Origin of the sequence: Dialister succinatiphilus, assembly GCF_928721695.1 — a bacterium.
GTDB lineage: Bacteria > Bacillota > Negativicutes > Veillonellales > Dialisteraceae > Dialister > Dialister succinatiphilus.
Genome location: NZ_OV788641.1, coordinates 2,267,488 through 2,288,629, shown reverse-complemented (window position 1 = coordinate 2,288,629; position 21,142 = coordinate 2,267,488). Strand labels below are relative to the sequence as shown.

Sequence of the window (21,142 nt, the reverse complement as noted above, 5' to 3'; positions counted from 1 at the left end):
GGCGGGAGATATTTCATGACAAAACCCCTGGCGCCTGAAAATCAGCGATTTCCAGACATCAGGGGTTCAGTAAGGCGAGGAAAGTGTCATCATCTATCCCTGGATTTTTTCCATTTCGGAAAGAGGCAGAGTATCTCTCCCTTTAGAGCCGCTTATGAGAAACACCAGGGTACCTGCAGCAGCAGAAATGGTGGAAGCCATAAGAATGGAAAATTTGGCCAGGTTCAGGAGGCCGGGATCCGTGAAGGCGATGGAAGCAATGAAGATGGACATGGTAAAGCCGATACCGCCGAGCATGCCGGTAGCTGCCAGCTCCCGGGGAGAGGCTTTGCCGGGAATGTCTATATGGCCTATTTCATGGAGAAGGTAGACAGAGCCGAAGATGCCTACCGGTTTTCCAAGGAAGAGTCCCGCCAGGATGCCCCAGGGGAGGGGGGAAGTAAAGTCCAGAGAAGCAAGGGAAATTTCTACACCCGCATTGGAGAGTGCAAAAACGGGCATGATGAGATATGCAGACCAGGGGTGAAGTCTCTTCTCCCACTGATGAAGCATGGATACTTTGCAGTTCCCTTCTGCCGGAATAGAGAAGCCCAGAATGACCCCGGCTATGGTGGGGTGGATGCCGGCTTTCAGGAAAAAGTACCATGCCACAAGGCCTAAAGCCAGATAGGCCGGGAAGAAACGGATTTTCAAGCGGTTTAAAAGGAATGCGCCGGCCAGAGCTGCCAGTCCGGAAGCCAGGGCTATCCATGCAAGGTCCGTGCTGTAAAAGAGGGCGATGACGACAATGGCGCCTAAATCATCTACAATGGCCAGGGCCGTCAGGAAGACCACCAGCCCCGGCGGTGCGCTTCTGGCTGCCAGGGTCATAATGCCCAGGGCAAAAGCAATATCGGTAGCCATGGGAATGCCCCAGCCGCCGGAGGTTTCCGTGCCAAAATTCAGAAGGCTGTAAAACAGGGCCGGTACCAGCATACCGCCCAGTGCCCCGCAGACGGGAAGAATCATGGCAGATTTGGTGCGGAGTTCTCCATAGAGGAATTCCCGCTTGATTTCCAGGCCCACCAGAAAGAAGAAAACGGCCATGAGCCCGTCATTGACCCAGTGAAGAAGTCCCATTTCCAGGGAAAAAGGTCCTATGCCGATGGCGATTGGCGTGTGAAGGCTGTGTTCATAGGCGCCGCCCCAGGGAGAATTGGCTATGATGACAGCCAGGATGGCACATATGAGAAGAATGACACCGCCCGATGCTTCGGAACGCAAAAAGGAAAGAAATGTGGTGCTCAGGGATTCGATTTTTCGTCTCATAGTCAGCTCCTTTCAAGAAAACGAAATATTCTATTCAAATAATAGCATATAATACATATAATGTCATTACCCATTACGAAATATTTATGTATTGCATTGAATACTATATATTTAAATGAATTTGATAAATAATAGATAGGTACAGGACTGGAAGGACGGGCTTCATCCTGCTTTTTTGTCCCGGGAAGTTTTTGGAAAGATGGCAGAAAAAAAGCTGTGAAGAAATGGGGGATATCCTCATTTCTTCACAGCCTTAGAGGCGGTTCTTTATTTACTTAAATCAATGGAACGGATCTGCTTCCGCAGGGGCAGTACAGAGTAGGGGGCTACGGAGAATTCGTCCACTCCCATGCGGAGGAAGGTTTCAGTGATGGAAAGGTCGGAACCCAGTTCACCGCACATGCCTACCCAGATGCCTGCTTTGTGAGCATTTTCCACGGTCATCTGAATCAGTTTCAGCACAGCCGGATGGTGGGGATTAAAGAAGTCAGAAAGGACGCGGCTTGTTCTGTCTACTACCAGGGTGTACTGGGACAGGTCATTGGTGCCGATGGAGAAGAAATCTACTTCTTTGGCCAGTTTGTCGCTGATTAAGGCAGCTGCCGGCGTTTCTACCATAATGCCTACTTCCATATGATGGTCATAAGCGATGCCCTTCTTATCCAGTTCCATTCTGACTTCATCCAGGATTTCCCGAGCCTTCCATACTTCCCATACCGAGGTAATGAGGGGGAACATAATGGCTGCTTTGCCAAAGGCACTGGCCCGGAGAATGGCACGGAGCTGGGTCTTGAAGATTTCCGGCCGCTTGAGGCAGATACGGATGGCCCGCATGCCCAAGGCAGGGTTTTCTTCCTTCGGCAGATGGAAAGCAGAGGCTTCCTTATCAGCGCCAATATCCAGGGTACGGATGATGACGCGCTTACCTGCCATAGTTTCGATGGCCAGTTTGTAAATATTAAACTGTTCCTCTTCACTGGGGAGAGTGTCTCTTCCCATGTAGATGAATTCACTGCGGAAGAGGCCGATGCCTTCGGCATCATTTTTCAGAACGGCAGCCAGGTCGGAGGCGGAAGATACATTGGCTGCCACTTCGACCCGGTGACCATCTACGGTTTCACTGGGAAGGCCTTTCAGCTGCTGCATCAGTTCCTTCAGCCGGATGCTCTGGTCCTGTTTCTCCTTCATCACTGCCAGAATACCCGGTGTGGGATCCAGATACACCGTTCCGGAGAATCCATCGATGACAGCTGTTTTGCCGTCAAAGGAGTCATCTACTTCTGTGCCGGTGGCTACGATGGCAGGAACGCCCAGTGCCCTGGCCAGAATGGCAGTGTGGGAAGTGGGGGTGCCTTCTTTTGTGACGAAGCCCAGAATTTTTTTGGTATCCATCTGGATGGTCTCGCTGGGGGTGAGATCATCGGCATAGAGGATACAGGGTTCATCGCCGGCAAACATGGCTTTTTTCTGATGAAGGGTACGCAGGAGGATGCGGGCGATTTCCTGCACGTCTGCTACGTGGGCCTGCATGTATACATCAGTTCCGCTGCTGTAAATCTGGGTGAAGTTCTTTTCAGCCTGGGAAATGGCAGATTCTGCATTGATGCTCTGACTGCGGATCATGGAGCGGACGGCATCTACAAATTCCGATTCTGTCAGCATCTGCTGGTATACTTTGAAAATGGAAGCATTATCCAGACCCACATGGGACACGGCTTCCTGATAGAACTGATTCATTTTGGCAGAGGCGGTATTTCTGGCAGAATCGAACCGGGCCACTTCGGTTTCCGGGCGATCTACCTTGGATTCTTCTACGCTGAATTCTTTATGACGGAATACCCGGAGTGGTCCGATGGTAACCATACCGGAAATGCTTTTACCTGTAATTTTTTCCATTCTATGCAATCCTTTCTTTTTCCGCAGGGGAAATCAGTCTTCGATTCCTTCCCTTCCCATGACACCTTTGTCATAGTAGTGGCGGATTTTTTTCATTTCAGTAATGAGGTCGGCAGCATCCAGAATATAGGATGGAGCGTTGCGGCCGGTAAATACCAGTTCCACCTCCGGACGGCGGGCAGCAAGGATTTCCTTCGTGTCCTCCTCGGTGGCCAGGTCATACCAGCAGGCCATATTGTATTCATCCAGGATAACCACATCGTAGGGGCCGGAAACGGCACCGATGGCGTCATCAATGCCTTTCCGTATCATATCCCGATATTCTTTGGGCGGATGACCGGCAGGATACACCACCAGCTTGTCGCCCCAGGCCTTGATTTCTTCTTCCGTAAGCATGCCTTCTTTAGCAATGAAATAAGGTTTACCCAAAGTAATAAGGGTGATGCCGTCAAGGCTTTGGAGCACTTTCTGCTCCGAGTAGGCCAGAGATTTCATGAACTGGATGATGCATACCTTTTTCCCCGCACCTATGGCGCGGATGGCAAGACCGATGGCAGCCGTGGTTTTCCCCTTGCCGTCACCGGTATATACTTGAATGTAACCTTTCATCATATCCTCCTTATCAGAAAATATCATTTGGAAGGGATATTTCTATCGAATTAAAGAATAGATTGGTCATTCTTTCATTACCCTATTATACAATGGATAGAAGGGAAACAAAAGGCAATGATTCCGATTTCATCCATGGAAAAACCGCCATGGAAACCATGACGGCTTTGGTTACAGACATTTGTTGTTAAAACAGCGTCTTTTTTTGTACATTTTATGAATGATATAAGCAGCCAGAAGGAGGAAAAGAAGCACAATGAAACGAGTGCCGTGCTCCGAGAAATAAATGAGGTCGTGGCCCAGCCATACTTCAATGATTACAGAGGGAATCTTGCCGATGAGGGTAGATTTCAGATGCTCCCGGCTGGTGAGCTTGCTTAAGACGGCAATGGCAGTGAAAAGAATATTGGGGGAATAGGGAATAGCCCTGGCCAGAGCCATATTCTTCACACAGCTGTATTTGTCCAGCTTAGTAAGCATATGCTTCTTTTCAATCAGGCGGCGGGCTTCCTTACGGAAGAAAATGCGCCCGATATGGAAACTGATTTCAATGCCGATGACTTCTCCCACCCAGGAAATGAAAATCCCCGGGAGCAGGCCGAAGAGCGCTCCATTCACTGTAAGGAAGGGAATCGTAGGGATTCCGAAGACATTACAGAAAATGAGCAGACCAATGCTCACAAGAAAAGCTCCGTACCCGAAGGAAGAAATGTAATCCGCCAGACCGTCCACATCGCCGGCCATGGTGAGGTGGATGGTATGGTAATAAAATTCAGGATAGTACATACGAACCAGGTAAACGGATATGACGGCAGCAGCAATCAGAATCAAAAGTCCGATAAGCTTTTTACATTTGTCAATCATAATGTATCCTTTTAGCCGCCCACAAGCCGAAAATCGGCGCAGTCATCTGCCCCGGCGGAGCGGCGTACCGGACAGATATATCTTATGGTTCTCGTTTCAGTCAGTTGTAAGCTTTAGAAAAGCAGTGTTTATTGTAAGCGATTTGTCAAGATTATGCAAATACCTTTTCTTATCTCATATATTATAATACAGGGTCATCAGATTTTCCAATATACATAGCAGACTATATAAGTTTAGAATACCGATAAAATCGGGAGTTTTGCAATTCGTTTCCATTGGCAGCTATGAAAAATCAAACAGAGGGATACGTTACTGCTTCATGGCAGGGGAGCATACCGGAAAAGAGAGAGGGCGGACAAAGAGGGGGAAAGGTAAAAAGGCTGCAAAGCCCTGCCTGGCTTTTCATGGTTCATGATGAGGTCAATCTAAGGGTCTTCATACATCAAAGGACAGGCCCTGCCATGGTTTATCAGAAATGACACCATTTTGCCCCGCTTATATGCTATCTTTCCTTTTATGGATTCCCAGTGAATTTTTAGGCATAAATCTGTTATAATGAGAAGGACATATTTCTGCAGGAGCTGCAGACAGATTGAGAACCCTTGTTTTTTTGATTCGGCAGGTGTTGGAAAATGGATTTTAACTTGACAGATAAGCAGAAGGAACTGGTAGGGCTGGCCCGTGATATTGCACAGAAGGAAATCGCACCCAGGGCCCTTTCTATCGATAAGAGCGGTGTTATGGATGAGGAGCTGCTTCGAATTTTGAAGCAGTCCGGCATGACAGCTCTGTCGGTTCCCAAGGAATTCGGCGGTGCCGGACTGGATCTTTTGACCATTGCCATGATCAGTGAAGAACTGGCCAAAGGATGTGCCGGCGTGGCTACCGTATGTGCTGCCAATTCCCTGGCTTCATTCCCGGTGCTCATTGCAGGCAGCGATGAACAGAAGAAATCCTATTTCGACTGCCTGAATGAAGGGGGCATGAGCTGCTTTGCCCTTACGGAACCGGGGGCCGGTTCCGACGCCGGCGCCGTTTCCTGCCGGGCTAAGAAGGTGGACGGCGGCTATGTACTGAATGGGACCAAGTGCTTCATTACCAATGCACCTATTGCAGATAAAATCACTCTCTTTGCCAATACAAGAGAATCCGGCGGCATCCGGGGGCTCACTGTTTTTTCCGTAGATAGAAATACCAAAGGTATTTCCATGGGCAAGGAAGAAGATAAAATGGGTATCCGCGCTTCCGCAACCTCGGAAATCATTTTTGATGACTGCTTCGTGCCTGCTTCTACCAGGCTTGGAAGGGAAGGCATGGGATTCCGCATCGCCATGGAAACGCTGGAAAAATCACGACCGGTGGTAGGCGCTATTTCTGTGGGTATTGCCCAAGCTGCGCTGGAAAATGCAATCCATTATGCTCACCAGAGAAAGCAGTTCGGACAGAAAATCGCTTCCTTTGAAATGGTGCAGCAGATGATCGCCGACATGGTGACAAAGACGGAAGCAGCCCGGGCTCTGGTGTACAAAGCCTGCTGGATGCAGATGACCGGTGATAAGAAAGCATCTCTTTTCTCTGCCATGTCCAAATGCTTTGCTTCCGATACAGCCATGGAGGTCACCACCACCGCCGTACAGGTTATGGGCGGCAATGGATATTCTCGGGAAAATCCGAACGAAAAATATATGCGTGACGCCAAGATTATGCAGATTTATGAAGGAACCAACCAGGTGCAGCGTCTTGTGATTGCCAACGCGGCCATGTACTGATAAGTGGGCGGTGTCTTACCCTTTACAGACGGGAAATGCATGAATGTCAGTACCGGCCGGAGAGGAACAGCCTCCTTATTCTGACTTCATCCAGCCGGGCAAAAAAAGCTTGCAATCTATGGATATTCTGTGTATAATAATCAGCATAGTTAAACAAAAGGCAAAAGGGCCTGCGTACTTTGGTATGCAGGCCCTTTCTATGTTGGAGGTGCTGGTCATGATGTGGCATTGAGCGAAAGGGCAGATAAAAACGGTATAAAAGCAGAGGGGCCCGGGAAACTCCTCTGTATAATTTCATAAAAATGGGTGATGGCGCTGCTATGGGAATTTCAGGGATTCCAGGCGGCTTTTTTTATTTTTCAGAAAGGAATTTATGACTATGCGAAAATATCTTTTACCGGCATTTCTGGGAGCCTGTTTCCTTCCAGGAATGGCCATGGCGGCTGATGAAGGAAGTCAGCTGAATGGAGCAGACATGGCTTACATGGCCATTTCCACACTGCTGGTGCTCATTATGACTCCGGCTCTGGCTTTTTTCTACGGTGGTCTGGTACGTCGTAAGAACACCATTAATACCATTATGATGTCCATGGTATGTCTGGCTATCTTTACCGTACAGTGGTTTGTCTATGGGTATTCTCTTTCCTTCGGCCCTGATGTGGGCGGCATCATCGGCAATCTGGACTGGGCCTTTTTCCATGATGTAGGCATGGCAGCCAATTCGGATTATTCTGAAACCATTCCCCATATCCTCTTCGCCCTGTTCCAGATGGCTTTTGCCATCCTCACGCCAGCCATCGTCAGCGGCGGTATTGTGGAAAGAACCCGTTTCCCGGCCTATTGTATTTTTATCCTTCTCTGGGGCACTCTGGTATATGATCCCATGTGCCATATGGTATGGGGCGTGGGCGGCTTCATCCGCAATATGGGAGCCCTTGACTTTGCAGGGGGCACGGTCATTCATGTCACCTCCGGCTTCTCTGCTTTAACTGCGGCCATTCTGATCGGCAGAAGAAAAGGGTATGGCATTCTTTCCCTTCGTCCCCACAATATTCCCTATGTCTGCCTGGGCGGCAGCTTCCTGTGGCTGGGATGGTTCGGGTTTAACTCCGGCGCCGGCCTTTCGGCCAACGATGTGATGACGCAGGCCCTGGCCAATACAGGCATTGCCTCCTGTACGGCTGGTCTGGTGTGGATTGTTATTGAAGAAATCATTCACAAGAAAATGACGGCTCTGGGCCTCATGACCGGTATCCTCACCGGCCTCGTAGGCATTACACCGGCTGCAGGCTTTGTAGATGCCGGCGCAGCATTCTTCATTGGTATCACCACACCGCTCATCTGCTATTTCTTCGTTTCCTTCGTCAAATCCAGACTTGGCTATGACGACTCTCTGGATGCCTTCGGCTGCCATGGCATGGGTGGCGTATGGGGTGCTCTTATGACAGGTATTTTCTGTACTAAAGCCATCAATGATGCCGGTGCCGATGGTCTTCTCTACGGAAATCCCGGCCAGCTCATTCCCCAGATGACAGGCATTGTGACCGGCATCATTGTGGCCGTAGTTATGACTACCCTGATTATCAAAGTGCTGGGAATTTTCATGAAAGTCCGCGCTACTGCTTCTGAAGAAGCCCAGGGCCTGGACCTTATCGACCATGGTGAAAGAGCGTATAATAAATTGTAAGAGGTGAAACCTATGAATACAGATAAGAAAATCTACAAGGTGGATGCGGTTATCCGTCCTGAAAAGCTGGAAGAACTGAAGGATAAGTTGTATGAAATCGGTGTTACCGGTATTACTGTTACTGAAGTCTACGGCTGCGGCCTCACCCATGGACAGGAAGAAATCTATAGAGGAAATGTACTCTCGGTGAACCTGCTTCCGAAAATTAAAATAGAAATTGTTATTTACGAAACACCTCTGGAAAAACTGATTCAGACCATCCGCGACACCTGCAACACCGGTCATGTGGGAGACGGTAAAATCTTTGTATCCGAACTGACCACCGCTGTCAAAATTCGCACAGGAGAAAGAGGCGGTGCTGCCATTATCGATGACAAGGCATAAGTGAACAAAAAGGGCTGTGAAGAAGGGAAAATCATTTTTCACGGCTCTTTTGAGGTAAGCATCGATTGATTGGTCTGCAATTCCGGCTTTGCACCGAATGGTGAAATATGATTCATGAAATGCAGGCTCCTGGATCAGTAACGCTTTTCTTTAAACTATATATAATATTTCATATTGACAGTTTCCACCTGTCGAATCTATAATAATTAATAAGCATTGCAGGTCTGTGGCTGAAAGTCGATGGTAGTCGCAGCCAAAGCGATCCACGTAACGCAGGAAAATCCTGCTGAGCATGGTGCGGTTTAGAAGTAAGTCCTGCCGGAAAAACCGAGAGGGTTAGTAGTGAGAGGAAGACACCGGGTAGCGAAAGCTCCAGCAGGCGAGTGTGGGGTCAAAAGCCAGGTCAGCTGCCGTGCTTATTTAAAATTCGATTTCTGTGGATGAAATCTGACATAGTTTGGGCGATGAGCAGAAGAAGTACTGATGGCTATTCTTCAGAGAGGGCATGGAAGGTGAAAATGTCTGGTGAGCTTTCAGGAAATGCATCTGTGAGCTGAAAAGGGGAATACAGTATCCTTTTCCGTAGGTCGACGATACGACTATGCGCGGCTTTTGCCGACAGAGTGGAATAACGGGCCACCGTCTCTGTGAGGCGGCGGTCTTTTTAATGGGAGCTAGTTGGCTAGTGTACCAGTGTACTAGTGTACTAGCTCACTAGCTCACTAGTTCACTAACCCATCGATTTCATGAAAGAAGATGATAACCATGTGTCACTGTTGTAAGGAAAAACAGGCTTATCATATCTTTCTTATATATGAATATAAATAAATCACTCTACAGATGGAGGAATCTAAATGGAAGAAATTAAAGTGTATAACACGCTGACGAAGGAAAAAGAAGTATTTAAACCGATTACACCAGGGGAAGCGAAGATTTATGTGTGCGGCGTAACGCCCTACAATCATCCCCATATCGGCAATGCCCGTCCGGCAGTGACCTGGGACGTGATTCGCCGCTACCTGGAATATGTGGGCTACAAGGTGGAATTCGTGCAGAATTTTACTGATGTGGATGATAAGATTATCAATAAAGCCAATGCGGAAGGCACCGACTGGAAAACAATTTCTGACCGGTATATTGATGCCTATTTCCAGGTCATGGATGCGCTTCATGTACGCCGGGCCGATGTATATCCCCGGGTTTCTGAACATATGGATGATATCATCCACATGGTGGAGACATTGATTCAAAAGGGCCATGCCTATGTACTGGGCGGCGATGTGTATTATGATATTTCCACCTTCAAGGATTACGGCAGGCTGTCTGGCAGGAAGATTGAAGATATGCTGGCAGGAGCCCGCATTGAAGTAAATGACGAGAAGAGAAATCCCGGTGATTTTGCTCTGTGGAAGGCTGCTAAACCGGGCGAACCTTTCTGGGAAAGCCCCTGGGGCAAGGGCCGGCCGGGCTGGCATATTGAATGCTCTGCCATGTCCATCCATTACCTGGGCAAGACCTTTGATTTCCATGGCGGCGGCTCGGATCTGATTTTCCCGCATCATGAAAATGAAATCGCCCAGTCCGAAGGCTGCACCGGCTGCCATTTCGTAGATTACTGGCTCCATAATGGCTTCATTACCATTAACTCTGAAAAGATGAGTAAGTCCCTGAATAATTTCTTCCTGGTGAAAGATGTACTGGAGAAGTATTCCGGCGACGCGCTCCGTTATTTCCTTCTGTCCACCCATTACAGAAGTCCTCTTGATTTTTCTGATGACCGCCTGGAAGAAGCAGAAAAGAACATGGACAAGCTGAAAGACGTCATTGGCCGTGTGAAAGAATTGAGCAGCCGGGAAGGCAGTGAGGTGACAGAGGCCTCCAAAGCTCTTGAAAAAGCAGCAGAAGATGATATGAAAGTCTTCCATGAAGCCATGGACGATGATTTCAATACGGGCCTTGCTACGGGTGCCATGTTTGAACTGGCAAAGGCTATCAATGTGTATTACAACGATGTACATAGCGGTATTGGTTTCAACAAAGCATCTCTGGAAAAGGCAGGGAAGGCCTTTAAAACAATCCTTGATATTCTGGGCATTCTGGAAAAAGAATGGAAAAAGACGGAAGCCTATGATGATAAGGATTACAATGACCTGATGAATGTGATCCTTGCTGTCCGCCAGTCTGCCAGAAAAGCAAAGCAGTACCAGCTGGCTGATGAAATCCGGGATAAACTGGGTGAAATCGGCATTGTGATTGAAGATACTCCTACAGGAGCAAGGTGGAAGAAACGTGGAGTTTAAGAGAGTCTTATTTCTGAAAAAACAGATGGCTCATAAAATTGGTAAAGAATCTCCTGTTCTTGGTGAACAGGAGGTCTTTTCCATGGATGCGCTGACCCTGGCTTATATTGGCGATGCCTGCTGGTCCTTCTTTATCCGGAAGGCCCTTATCGATACAGGCATTTATAATGTGCAGATCCTGAACAGTCTGGCATCGGAAATCGTTTCCGCCCGCTGGCAGAGCCGTATTCTCTTTGAAATCAGGGAGCTTTTGAATGAGCGGGAGCTGAAGGTGGCCAAGAGGGCCAGAAATACCAGTTCCCATGTGCCGAAGAGTGCCACTGTGGAGGAATACCGGGAGTCCACAGCCTTTGAAGCGCTTCTTGGCTATCTGTACCTTTCCGGCCAGAAGCAGCGGCTGGATTTCATCCTTGAAAAAAGCTTGAAGTATGTGGCAGGAGAAATGAGCCATGAAAACTGATAAAAGGGAGAGACCATCCTTTAAACAGAAACAGTCCGGACAGCGTCGGCAGCCCCTGTCCTCATCCACCAGAGACGGAAGAAAGAAAAGACCTTTAAAAAAGGAGGGCTCTTCTGGCTCTTTCCTTATCTGTGGAAGAAACAGCGTATCCGAATTTCTGAAGAGCAGGGGAGTGCGCCGGGTTTTCCTGAAAGAAGGAAAGAAGGATGACCGTCTGCTTTCCCTGGCGGCTCTGGCTGAAAAGCAGGGAGTGCCGGTGGAAGAGGTGAAGGAAGAAAAGCTGGATGATATGTCCGGCGGCGTAGTGCATCAGGGAATTGCAGCCATGCTGAAGCCCTATGAATATGCAGATCTTGACCGGGTGCTGGCGGATTGGGAAGGGAAGAGCCCTATCCTGATTCTGCTTGATGGCCTGGAGGATGTGCGTAACCTGGGCGCCATTGTCCGCACGGCGGAATGTGCCGGTGCAGCGGCGGTGCTCCTTCCGAAGCATAAGAGCCCTCCGGTAACGGCAGCGGCCATGAAGACTGCGGCCGGTGCCTTTGCCTATCTTCCTGTCTGCCAGACAGGAAATATCAGGCAGACTCTGGAAATGCTGAAGGAAAAGGGATTCTGGGTGGTAGGAGCCGATATGGACGGTGAAAGCCTCTATTATGACGCCAACCTGAAAGGCCCGCTGGTCATCGTTATGGGGGCAGAAGGGAAGGGCGTAAGTCCTCTTACCCGGAAAATGTGCGATTTCTGCGTACGTATTCCTATGAAAGGGAAGGTTTCTTCCCTTAATGTTTCTGTGGCAGCTGCTCTTCTCATTTATGAAGCCGCAAAGCAGAGGGATAAGTCATGAAGGATCTCTATCTGGTAGACGGCTATAATGTGATTTTTGGCAGGCCTGACATCTTTGACCGGAGCGACCTGGAATCGTGCCGGAAGAAGCTCATGGACATTATGCAGGACTATGGTGCTCATAATGACATAGAAGTGATTATTGCCTTCGACGGGAAAGGAAATTCCACCAAGGTGAAGGTGGAGGAACTGTCCGCCTTCTTTACCATTGTGTATACACCGAGAAGGATGACTGCCGATTCTTATATTGAAAAAGAATCTTATCTCCGGCGGGACGAATACAGACACATTTTCGTAGTCACCTCCGACGGCCCCGAACAGAGCCAGATTCTGGGAAACGGTGCCTACCGGGTGCCGGTTTCGGATCTCATGCGGGCCATGGAAGAGGATAAGGCGCTGCAGTCCAAATTCATCACCAGGAATAACCATAAGAATCTCAGAAGTGAAATAGGGAGGGCCATCCCTCTATCTGTACAGGAAAAGCTGGATAAGCTGAGAGGGCGGTAATGGGTTTTCAATCCATTCTGCGAAAAAGGTGCCGGAAGGGTTGGAGACATTTTGCACTGCGTAATCGCAGGTCTTTGACAGAAAACGGAACCCTGCACAGGCATGATGGTGTTCATCCTGGGGTTTACTTTTTTCGAATCTGTTCCTATGAGGCTTTCCTGCAAAAAGGACTGATTCATGGAGCGACTGGATTTTACAGACAGTGGGAAATGGGTTCATGCAAAATTCAGTTGACCATTCACGATGATTAGTATAAAATAGTGTTTGATATCATTTCTTTTAGAAGATAGAACCGTATCTGCCGTACGTGAGGCAGGTGCAGAGGAGGATTCGCAGTGAAGTACTTTTTGATTGGATTAACCTTTGTGGTTTCCCTGCTTTTGATTGTGGTAGTGGTAGGTCAGGAATCTAAACAGGCCGGTATGGGTACAGCTATCGGCGGCGGTACGGAAAACGCAGCCGGCGGACGGACCAGGGGCAAGGATGCAGTGCTGTCCAAGTTCACTGTAGTCTTTGGTACCATGTTTGCTGTTCTCTGTCTGGTGCTTGGAAGATATATGAATACTTTCTGATTGACTGGGAAAGTGTAGTCTGCCCTCCGATTTCATCAGGCGCAGGAATGAGCATTTCCCTGGAGGTTTGCCGGCGGCAGGCCTCTTTTTTATTTGGGCCTTGCGCAGAAGGCCTGTTTCATGTAGTCTTAGTATAGATATATACGTTTTAACTGTCTCTGAAGAGACATTTTTACAGGAAAGCACTGATTTATTCTCAGCATCGAATTTCATAAGTATTTTATTTAATGCATCGGCATAAGCATCTTTAGACAGCTTTCTATTCGCGCTTCCATTCCCGGCATTCCATAAAAATACAAAAATGAATTTTGATAACGATTGAATCAGCGTTTCCCTGGAGGAGAAATCAATGGAAAAAAAGGAATTGCTGCCTTATAAGCCCGGCGTCATTCTGCAGGGTGTGTATAAATCTTATGGTCGTTTTGGCTTCCTGCTCACCGATGATGACCATGAGGATGTGTACATTGCAGAGAAGGATCATCTGAACGCTGTAAATAATGATACGGTAGAAGTGAAGACCATGAAAAGCGAAACTGGCCGCCATAATACGGAGGGCCGGATTACCCGTGTCATTGAACGGGCAGATGATATGTTTGTATGTACTTATGAAATGCTGGCAGATGGCGGGGAAGCGGTACCTATTGATGAAAAGGTGGACATGGTTATCCAGATTCCCGAAGGCGATGAAATGGGAGCGGTTACCGGTGCCCGCGTCATGGTGCAGGTGACCCGCTGGCCCGGAGAGTGGACCGATGCGGAAGGCAAGGTGACGGAAGTCATCGGTTACAAAGGCGATAAGGGCCTTGATATTGACGTTATTATTGCGCAGCATCGTCTGCCCCATGTATTTTCCGATGACCTCATGAAGGAGGCGGACAATCTGCCTCGCACCATTGTACCGGAAGCAGGTGTGGCAGATTATAGAGATATGCCTATTGTCACCATCGACGGCCCTGATTCCAAGGATCTGGACGATGCAGTTTACTGCGAAAAGAAGGAAAATGGTCATTTCGCCCTGGGCGTCCACATAGCCGATGTGTCCCGCTATGTAACCAAAGGCTCCCTTCTGGATGATGAAGCGTATCGGAGGGGCACTTCCGTATATCTGGCGGATCGGGTCATTCCCATGCTGCCTTTCCAGCTGTCCAATGATCTCTGCAGCCTGAACCATGATGAGGACCGCTATGCCATGTCCTGCCTTATGGATGTTGCGCCGGACGGCACGGTAAAAACAGAAAAAATTACACCTTCCATTGTGCGGGTGGCAAGACGCTGCAATTACCCGGAAATCAATAAGGCCTTTGACGAAGGCATTGCACCGGAAGATTTGAAGATTCATCTGCCCATGCTGGAAGATCTTAGGGAATGTGCGGCTGCTCTCAGGCAGAACCGCACCCGTCGGGGTGCCCTGGACTTCGATTTCCCGGAATACAAGGTGGTGCTTGATGAAGATGGCAAGCCCCTGCGCATTGAAAAGCGGATTCGCGGTGAATCGGAGAAAATGATTGAAGACGCCATGATTGCTGCCAACGAAGCAGTGGCCCGTTTCCTGGAAAAGACCGGCCATACGTCCATTTATCGTGTCCATGACCATCCGGACCAGGAAAAGCTGAATTCACTGAAACGGCTCATCGCCATTATGGGCCTTCCCATTCACATTCCGGAAGACCCGGAACCAAAGGATATCCAGAAGCTCCTGGCATCGGTGAAGGGTCAGGATATTGAGGCCGTGGTACAGGTAATGACCCTGCGTTCCCTGCCCCAGGCCTGCTACAGCACAGACAATGACGGTCACTTCGGCATTGCCAGCACCTGCTACACCCACTTCACATCTCCTATCCGCCGCTATCCGGACCTCATGGTGCACCGTCTTATCCGGCAGGCTATTCATGATGAAATGACGAAACAGCAGCGGAAGAAGCAGACGGAGTTCCTGATTCGGGCAGCTGAACACTGCTCGGAAACTGAACAGAATGCCACGGAAACGGAACGGGATGTGGATGATCTGAAGATGACGGAATACATGGTGCCCTTCGTAGGAGAACCCTTCGATGGACATATTACTGGCATTACCCGGTTCGGTATTTTCGTAGGTCTTGATAACGGCGTAGAAGGACTGGTGCATGTGGACTCCATGGACGACGATGAATACGTGTACCAGGAAGATACCATGACCATGACCGGCCGATTCTCCGGCACCACCTACTCCATGGGCATGCCGGTGCGGGTGACGCTGGTGAAAGCGGATAAGGAAAGAAGGGAAGTGGATTTCGTCCTGGGAGAAATCCATTCGCCTCTGAATCTGGAGAAAAAGACAAGAACCTCTTCCCGCTCCAAGTCCCACTCCAGGAAGAAAGATAAGAAAGGAAGCGGCAAGTCCCGGGGCAAAAAAGGAGGAAAGCGGAAATAATCCCTTTCCTACAGGAGGCTTTGTATGAAAAAAGAAAAAACGGCACCGCCGATAGCAGCTAACCGGCAGGCCTATCATAATTATTTTATCCACGACACCTATGAGTGCGGCATTGCCCTGACCGGTACGGAAGTAAAATCTATCCGCGCCGGCAGGGTGAATCTCAGGGACAGCTTTGCAAAAGTGGAACATGGGGAGGTTTTCCTGTGGAATGCCCATATCAGTCCCTACGAACAGGGAAACATCTTTAATCACGATCCCCTGCGTACCAGAAAACTTCTTCTTCATAAGCAGGAAATCCGAAAGATTGAAATGAAGCTGAAAACAAAGGGGCTCACTCTGGTGCCTCTGAAAATGTACTTCAAGCATGGTAAAGTGAAAGTGGAAATTGGTACGGCCACCGGCAAGAAACTGTATGATAAGCGACAGGACATGGCAGAAAAGGCGGCCAAAAGGGATCTGGACAGAAGGATTAAGACCCAAAGGCTGGACTGAGACTGTCGGTGGCTTTTAGAGAAAAAGAGGCCGGGTGCTGATCATGGGACAGATGGTGGAAATAACTGCATAAGATTGTGATGGCTGCTAACAGTGGCAGGGAAAGCACGTATCAATCGTGCCACAGCTCCGTCCCCTGAAGGCCCCTTCATGAGAAAAGTTTTTTTGCACATACCCGTCATGTGTATAAGCCGGAAGAGAAGCTGCGCCTTTCTGAACCCTATGAACCCTTGTCAAATACTGGTATAATAAGAAGAATCAAATTACAGGATAAGATATAAGACAATAAGGAGAAAACATGGATAAAGACAAAAAGCCTTTTCATAAGGGAAACAGGAAGCCTTTTCGTAAGGATAGAAGAGGGGCTTCCGGCGGACGGTTCAAACGGAAACTGGAACCGGGGGTGGAATTTGAAGACCGCCGGCTGGGTGTAGGCATTGTACGTAAGGTGACGGAAGATGGGATTACCGTGGCCTTTGGCGATGTGGAAAAGGTGATTCCCAGAAAGAAAAGGACCACGGCTCCGAGAGAAAGGAGGCCGGCGGCTCTGGGAAAACCTTTGGAAAAGAAGGTCTTTACCTTTGATGTGCAGTCTGGAGATAAAAAGCCTTTTTCCAAAGACCGGAAGGTAGAAAAACGGGAACCGGAAGTGGGTCTTGAAGTGGTGGATGAAACTCTGGGTAAAGGCGTGGTCAGCCGGATTACGGAAAGAGGAGTGTATGTGACCTACGAAGCGACTGGTGAACATGTCATGTATCCCCGGGGCCTGCCATCGAAGCTGCTGAAAAGCGCTTTCCCGGAAGTGAAAAAGGAAAAGAAAGCAGAACCTCACAAGGGAAAGGAAAGAACCTATAAGGTTCCGGATCAGGCAAAACCGGAGAAGAAAGAAAAAATCGTTCCTCACCGGGCTAAGGAAACCCACCGGGGCAATACCCGCTTTATTTCCCTGGGCGAAGGGACCCTGGTTATTTCTCCTCTCTATGGGGAAGGAATCATTATGGAAATCAGCAATGGACGAATGACCGTGAAGTTTACGGAAGTGGAAAAGGAATACACCTATCCTGCTGCCTTTGCTGCCGGTGAAATTGAAGTACTGGAAAAAGAAGACAAATAAAGAAAAGCCTGTGAAAAAATGTGCAATCATTTTTTCACAGGCTTTTTGGCTGCTGTTATTTATTTCTTTTCCATCTGTATATAGCTTTCGTCCCGCTTGAAGGGTCGGGTCATATCCATTTGGAATTTTGGAGATTTTCCCTCGGCGCGGATGACAACATCATGGATGTTGGGAAATTCGGTGAGGGTGTCTACGGTCATGGCAATGAAAAGAGATTCGCCGGTGGAACCTTTGATATTATTCAGCTCTTTGCTGAAGTCCACGTAGGCGGTACCTTCCTTAATGGCAATGCTTTTCAGGGAAAGGCCGGCGGGAAGGAGGGGATATCTGGATTTTCTATCGGTTCTTATCATTTCCTCCATGGCTGTTTTGGCAGTACGGTCTTTGGCCTTTACTTTCATGGAAACAGGAATGATTTTCGTGCCTTCATCATTGGCCTTGTAGTAGGTCAGTGATGCTTCCGATTCAGCGGGAAGAGGAGACTGAGAAGAAGTGGCCTGGGGGGAAAGGCTTGTGGCTGCCTGCTTTCCACTTTCCGGTGCACATCCGGCAAGGGCGATGGTTAAGGCGGAAGCGGCAAGCAGGGAGAAAATGATTTTTCTATTCATAGTCATGGCTCCTTAGGAAATGGCAGCAAAGTAGTTCACTAGTCCGTTGAAGAGGCTCTGGGCAATGCCCCGGGGACCCCAGGAAGAGGTGAGCATTTTGACGCGGTGGTCATTGGTGATGAATCCCATTTCCATGAGTACCGAAGGCATGGTGGTGTAGACATTCACGTAGAAATCATTGGATTTCACACCTCGGTCGGGGATGGAGAGGGAATTCATGGTGGCCTGGTGCATCATCTGGGCAAGCAGCAGGTCTTTGGAACTTTTAGCGTTGTAGTAGGCTGTGGTGCCGTCAACGGAAGAGTTGGAGAAGGAATCGATATGGATGGAAACGAAGGCGTCTGCATGGGCTTCATTGGCAATGTCGCAGCGGGCCTGCAGCTCCGGATCCGCATCGGCCCAGGGGCCGTACACATCTTTATCGGTGTCTCTGGTCATAACCACCTTGGCACCGGCAGAGGTGAGCATATCCCGCAGGGGGAGTGCGATGGAAAGGGTGATGTTCTTTTCATATACATCTTTGCCGCCGATATGGCCGATGGCACCTACATCAGTGCCGCCGTGACCCGGATCAATGCAGATGATTTTACCTTTCAGCACGCTTTTGGCATCGGAAGACACGTTATAACTCTGTTTCTTATAGGAAGAAGCAGGGCTGGAAGAGGCAGCAGAGGAAGCCTTTTTTGTATAGGTCTGTTTGGCACCAATTACCGGGATATCCACTACCAGCCGGTGCGGTTTCTTCATTTTGGCATCGGGACGGAGGGCGAAAACACGGATATCATCGATTTTCTGGGGCTTGCTGAGGGCCACGTCCAGATAGGTATCGCCGTCTTTTTCAGAAAGAGTGGCAAAGTCAATGGCCCGGGGATCCATGTCATACTGGGAAGCCACGCTGCCCATGGAGGTCTTTTTCAGGACTACTTCGAAATTTTTCCCTGCATCATCAATGGCCGCTTCTGCATGGACAGCCTTGGAAAGGTCCATGGCAATGCGGACAAAGGGAGGATTCCCGTCGTTACGGGAGGTCCAGCGGAGGGCCGTTACCTGGGCGTCTTTGGCCAGGGCGCCGGAAGCGGAGGGCAGCATAAGGATTGCTGCGAGAATAAGAAATAACCGGATTAACTTTTTTATCATTATACAGGTCCTTTCTGGAATGAGGCAGGAGTTTTATTTTCAGCTCCTGCGGTAGGGTCACCTTTTCAAGTAAACTTTATTATATCACTTTTTATGGTACTCTTTCTTCTTTTTATGGAAAGGATTGGATTTCTTATCAAAATAGAAATAATTTTAAATACAGAAAGGGCATATTGTATGATAAATTGTTATGATTGGTACTTTATTTCGACTTTTGATAGCCAAAGCATGTAAATCGTAGTAAAATAATCTATATTGCCTGATTAGGTGTGCTTTTTGAATTTGGATAAAGGGGAGTTTTAAGTGAAATTTTTATCAAGGGGCTGGAAAAAGACGGCGGCTGCTGCTGCCGCGCTGCTGCTTCTTTCTTCTTCCATGTTTGCACTCACCGGCTGTGCGCCGGGAGAAGCCAAAAGCGGGGCTTCTTCATCTGCCGCTGTGCAGGCTGAGGGTCAGCTGAAGCCGGGAACTGCCTATGTCAAGCGGGATCCCTCTGTTACCTACAGCGTGCCGGAAGGCGTTTCCGTGCTCATGTTCCATATGATTGGTGATATTCCGAACAACGCCGCCGTGGAGACGGAAGCAAACCTTCGCCTGCAGATGAACTATCTGAGAGACCATGGTTATCATCCCATTACCATGCAGGAACTCTATGACTATGTGACCAAAGGGGCTGCTCTTCCGGAAAAGCCGGTTTGCATCACTTTTGATGATGGCTATCTGGACAGTTATACCATTGTCTACCCCATGATGAAGGAATACGGTTTCCCCTGGACCCTTTTCCTTATTACCGATGATGTAGGTAAGCCCTATAACCGCATGACCTGGGACCAGCTGAAAGAAATGGCCGACAGCCATACGGTTACCATTGCCAACCATACGCTGTCTCACCCCAAGCTTCATAACCTGGCTACGGCCAAGGAAAAGGAGAAAGAAATCGTGGAAGCCAATGAGGCCTTGAAGTATCATCTTGGCATTGATAATGCCTGGCTGGCCTATCCATATGGCGACTATGATGACCAGGTGGTGGAAATCTGCAAGAAGGCAGGCATTAAAATGGCAGTTACTACCGACTCCGGCCGTGTCCATGTAGGAAGCTATCCCTATGAACTGAAACGGGTATATATTGGTAATGATATTTCCCTGGCCCGTTTCTCTGAACGGCTGAACAAGGATAACTATACGCCGGTATAAGGAAATCCTGGCTTTGTTTTTTAGGAGCAAGAATGAAACGTATATTTCACAGCTTTATTTTCAAGTTTATTCTGATTACCCTGATTTTCTTCCTCGTTACTTCACCTATCGTGGTGCTCTTCGGACCCTTTGGTAATCTGAAACGGGCGGTGGTAGGGGCTATCATGCGTTCCCGTCATCCCCAGTACATTACCTGGCTTTATTCCCAGGATGAACTGAACCAGATTCTGGGTGTGGTGAAAGCTACAGATACGCAGAAAATGTTCTCCTTCAAACCGCGGACTGATTCTACGCTGAATCTGAAGAAGATTGAAACCTCCCGATTCGTCGGCTACCTCCTGGAGATTCCCAATCCCACCAGGGTGGAAGTGGCTACAGCAGAGGATATCAATGAAAAAGGGGACACCACCAGTAACATTGCCAAGAAAAACAATGCGGTGGCTGCCATTAACGGCGGCGGCTTCTACGACCCCAATGGTACCGGCACCGGCCGTCTGCCCTATGGCTTCATTCTTCATAAAGGGAAGTATCTTCTGGGCCAGCAGGTAGATGACAGTGAAAAAGTAGATTTCGTCGGTATGACCAAAAGCGGAAACCTTATTGCCGGCAACTACAACAAGAAACAGCTCCGGGATATGGGAGCCATTGAAGGTCTTACCTTCGGGCCGCCCCTTATCATTAACGGGCAGAAAGTGATTAAAAGCGGCGACGGCGGCTGGGGCATTTCACCCCGTTCTGCCATAGGCCAGAAGAAAGACGGCACCATCCTCTTCCTCGTTATCGACGGACGGCAGCCGGGATACAGCATCGGTGCCACCCTGGTGGATTCCCAGAACATTCTGTATGAAAACGGTGCTTATATTGCAGCCAACCTGGACGGAGGCTCCTCCACCACCCTGTACTATAACGGCAAGGTAGTGAACAAGCCTGCCGACCTTCTGGGCGAGCGTATGATTCCTACCGCATTTATTGTGAAATAAGGAGG

The 21,142-nt window shown here is 48.8% G+C and carries 19 protein-coding genes; 13 read left to right on the top strand and 6 right to left on the bottom strand.

The window, feature by feature from the left end; all coding sequences use genetic code 11:
- Positions 1 to 93: 93 nt before the first annotated feature.
- From nhaA to NW747_RS09635, 4 genes are all read right to left on the bottom strand, one after another.
- Positions 94 to 1,308, bottom strand: a complete 1,215-nt coding sequence (gene nhaA, locus NW747_RS09650) for a Na+/H+ antiporter NhaA (protein WP_273187178.1) — start codon at positions 1,306 to 1,308, stop codon at positions 94 to 96.
- A 267-nt stretch (positions 1,309 to 1,575) separates the two neighbouring features.
- Complete coding sequence (gene ptsP / locus NW747_RS09645) at positions 1,576 to 3,204, bottom strand: phosphoenolpyruvate--protein phosphotransferase (protein ID WP_008858799.1); 1,629 nt, start codon at positions 3,202 to 3,204, stop codon at positions 1,576 to 1,578.
- Between the two features lie 33 nt (positions 3,205 to 3,237).
- Complete coding sequence (locus NW747_RS09640) at positions 3,238 to 3,813, bottom strand: cob(I)yrinic acid a,c-diamide adenosyltransferase (RefSeq protein ID WP_008858800.1); 576 nt, start codon at positions 3,811 to 3,813, stop codon at positions 3,238 to 3,240.
- Positions 3,814 to 3,984: 171 nt separating this feature from the next.
- The gene (locus tag NW747_RS09635) at positions 3,985 to 4,677 is read right to left on the bottom strand and encodes a TVP38/TMEM64 family protein (protein ID WP_008858801.1); all 693 of its coding nucleotides are present in this window, start codon (positions 4,675 to 4,677) and stop codon (positions 3,985 to 3,987) included.
- Between the two features lie 632 nt (positions 4,678 to 5,309).
- On the opposite strand from NW747_RS09635, the gene NW747_RS09630 reads away from it, so the two are divergent.
- From NW747_RS09630 to NW747_RS09580, 11 genes are all read left to right on the top strand, one after another.
- The gene (locus tag NW747_RS09630) at positions 5,310 to 6,446 is read left to right on the top strand and encodes an acyl-CoA dehydrogenase family protein (RefSeq protein ID WP_008858802.1); all 1,137 of its coding nucleotides are present in this window, start codon (positions 5,310 to 5,312) and stop codon (positions 6,444 to 6,446) included.
- Positions 6,447 to 6,819: 373 nt separating this feature from the next.
- Positions 6,820 to 8,133, top strand: a complete 1,314-nt coding sequence (locus NW747_RS09625; RefSeq protein ID WP_273187176.1) for an ammonium transporter — start codon at positions 6,820 to 6,822, stop codon at positions 8,131 to 8,133.
- A gap of 12 nt (positions 8,134 to 8,145) precedes the next feature.
- Complete coding sequence (locus tag NW747_RS09620) at positions 8,146 to 8,517, top strand: P-II family nitrogen regulator (protein ID WP_008858804.1); 372 nt, start codon at positions 8,146 to 8,148, stop codon at positions 8,515 to 8,517.
- Between the two features lie 854 nt (positions 8,518 to 9,371).
- On the top strand, positions 9,372 to 10,817 hold the full coding sequence (cysS, locus tag NW747_RS09615) for a cysteine--tRNA ligase (RefSeq protein ID WP_273187175.1): 1,446 nt from the start codon (positions 9,372 to 9,374) through the stop codon (positions 10,815 to 10,817).
- Positions 10,807 to 11,277 (top strand): Mini-ribonuclease 3, encoded by a 471-nt coding sequence (locus NW747_RS09610; RefSeq protein WP_040379466.1) that lies wholly within the window; start codon positions 10,807 to 10,809, stop codon positions 11,275 to 11,277. Before cysS ends, NW747_RS09610 begins: the two co-directional genes overlap by 11 nt.
- Entirely contained in the window at positions 11,267 to 12,121 is an 855-nt protein-coding gene (gene rlmB / locus NW747_RS09605) for a 23S rRNA (guanosine(2251)-2'-O)-methyltransferase RlmB (protein ID WP_273187174.1), read from the top strand. Before NW747_RS09610 ends, rlmB begins: the two co-directional genes overlap by 11 nt.
- Positions 12,118 to 12,627, top strand: coding sequence for an NYN domain-containing protein (locus NW747_RS09600; RefSeq protein WP_273187173.1), 510 nt, complete (start codon positions 12,118 to 12,120; stop codon positions 12,625 to 12,627). Before rlmB ends, NW747_RS09600 begins: the two co-directional genes overlap by 4 nt.
- A gap of 335 nt (positions 12,628 to 12,962) precedes the next feature.
- Complete coding sequence (secG, locus tag NW747_RS09595) at positions 12,963 to 13,199, top strand: preprotein translocase subunit SecG (RefSeq protein ID WP_008858810.1); 237 nt, start codon at positions 12,963 to 12,965, stop codon at positions 13,197 to 13,199.
- A gap of 349 nt (positions 13,200 to 13,548) precedes the next feature.
- A complete protein-coding gene (gene rnr / locus NW747_RS09590) occupies positions 13,549 to 15,609 on the top strand; it encodes a ribonuclease R (RefSeq protein WP_273187172.1) in 2,061 nt (686 codons plus the stop codon).
- A 24-nt stretch (positions 15,610 to 15,633) separates the two neighbouring features.
- Positions 15,634 to 16,104 (top strand): SsrA-binding protein SmpB, encoded by a 471-nt coding sequence (gene smpB, locus NW747_RS09585; protein WP_273094477.1) that lies wholly within the window; start codon positions 15,634 to 15,636, stop codon positions 16,102 to 16,104.
- Positions 16,105 to 16,402: 298 nt separating this feature from the next.
- A complete protein-coding gene (locus tag NW747_RS09580) occupies positions 16,403 to 17,218 on the top strand; it encodes a hypothetical protein (RefSeq protein WP_273187171.1) in 816 nt (271 codons plus the stop codon).
- A gap of 59 nt (positions 17,219 to 17,277) precedes the next feature.
- On the opposite strand, the gene NW747_RS09575 is transcribed toward NW747_RS09580, so the two are convergent.
- On the bottom strand, positions 17,278 to 17,826 hold the full coding sequence (locus tag NW747_RS09575; RefSeq protein ID WP_273187170.1) for a GerMN domain-containing protein: 549 nt from the start codon (positions 17,824 to 17,826) through the stop codon (positions 17,278 to 17,280).
- A 12-nt stretch (positions 17,827 to 17,838) separates the two neighbouring features.
- On the bottom strand, positions 17,839 to 18,963 hold the full coding sequence (locus NW747_RS09570; RefSeq protein WP_008858815.1) for an N-acetylmuramoyl-L-alanine amidase family protein: 1,125 nt from the start codon (positions 18,961 to 18,963) through the stop codon (positions 17,839 to 17,841).
- Between the two features lie 303 nt (positions 18,964 to 19,266).
- Here NW747_RS09570 and NW747_RS09565 point away from each other — a divergent pair, with 303 nt between their 5' ends.
- Together NW747_RS09565 and NW747_RS09560 are read left to right on the top strand one after the other, a co-directional pair.
- Positions 19,267 to 20,157, top strand: a complete 891-nt coding sequence (locus NW747_RS09565; RefSeq protein WP_008858816.1) for a polysaccharide deacetylase family protein — start codon at positions 19,267 to 19,269, stop codon at positions 20,155 to 20,157.
- Positions 20,158 to 20,189: 32 nt separating this feature from the next.
- Positions 20,190 to 21,137: a phosphodiester glycosidase family protein gene (locus NW747_RS09560; protein WP_008858817.1), complete on the top strand. Its 948-nt coding sequence runs from the start codon at positions 20,190 to 20,192 to the stop codon at positions 21,135 to 21,137.
- Positions 21,138 to 21,142 lie beyond the last annotated feature (5 nt).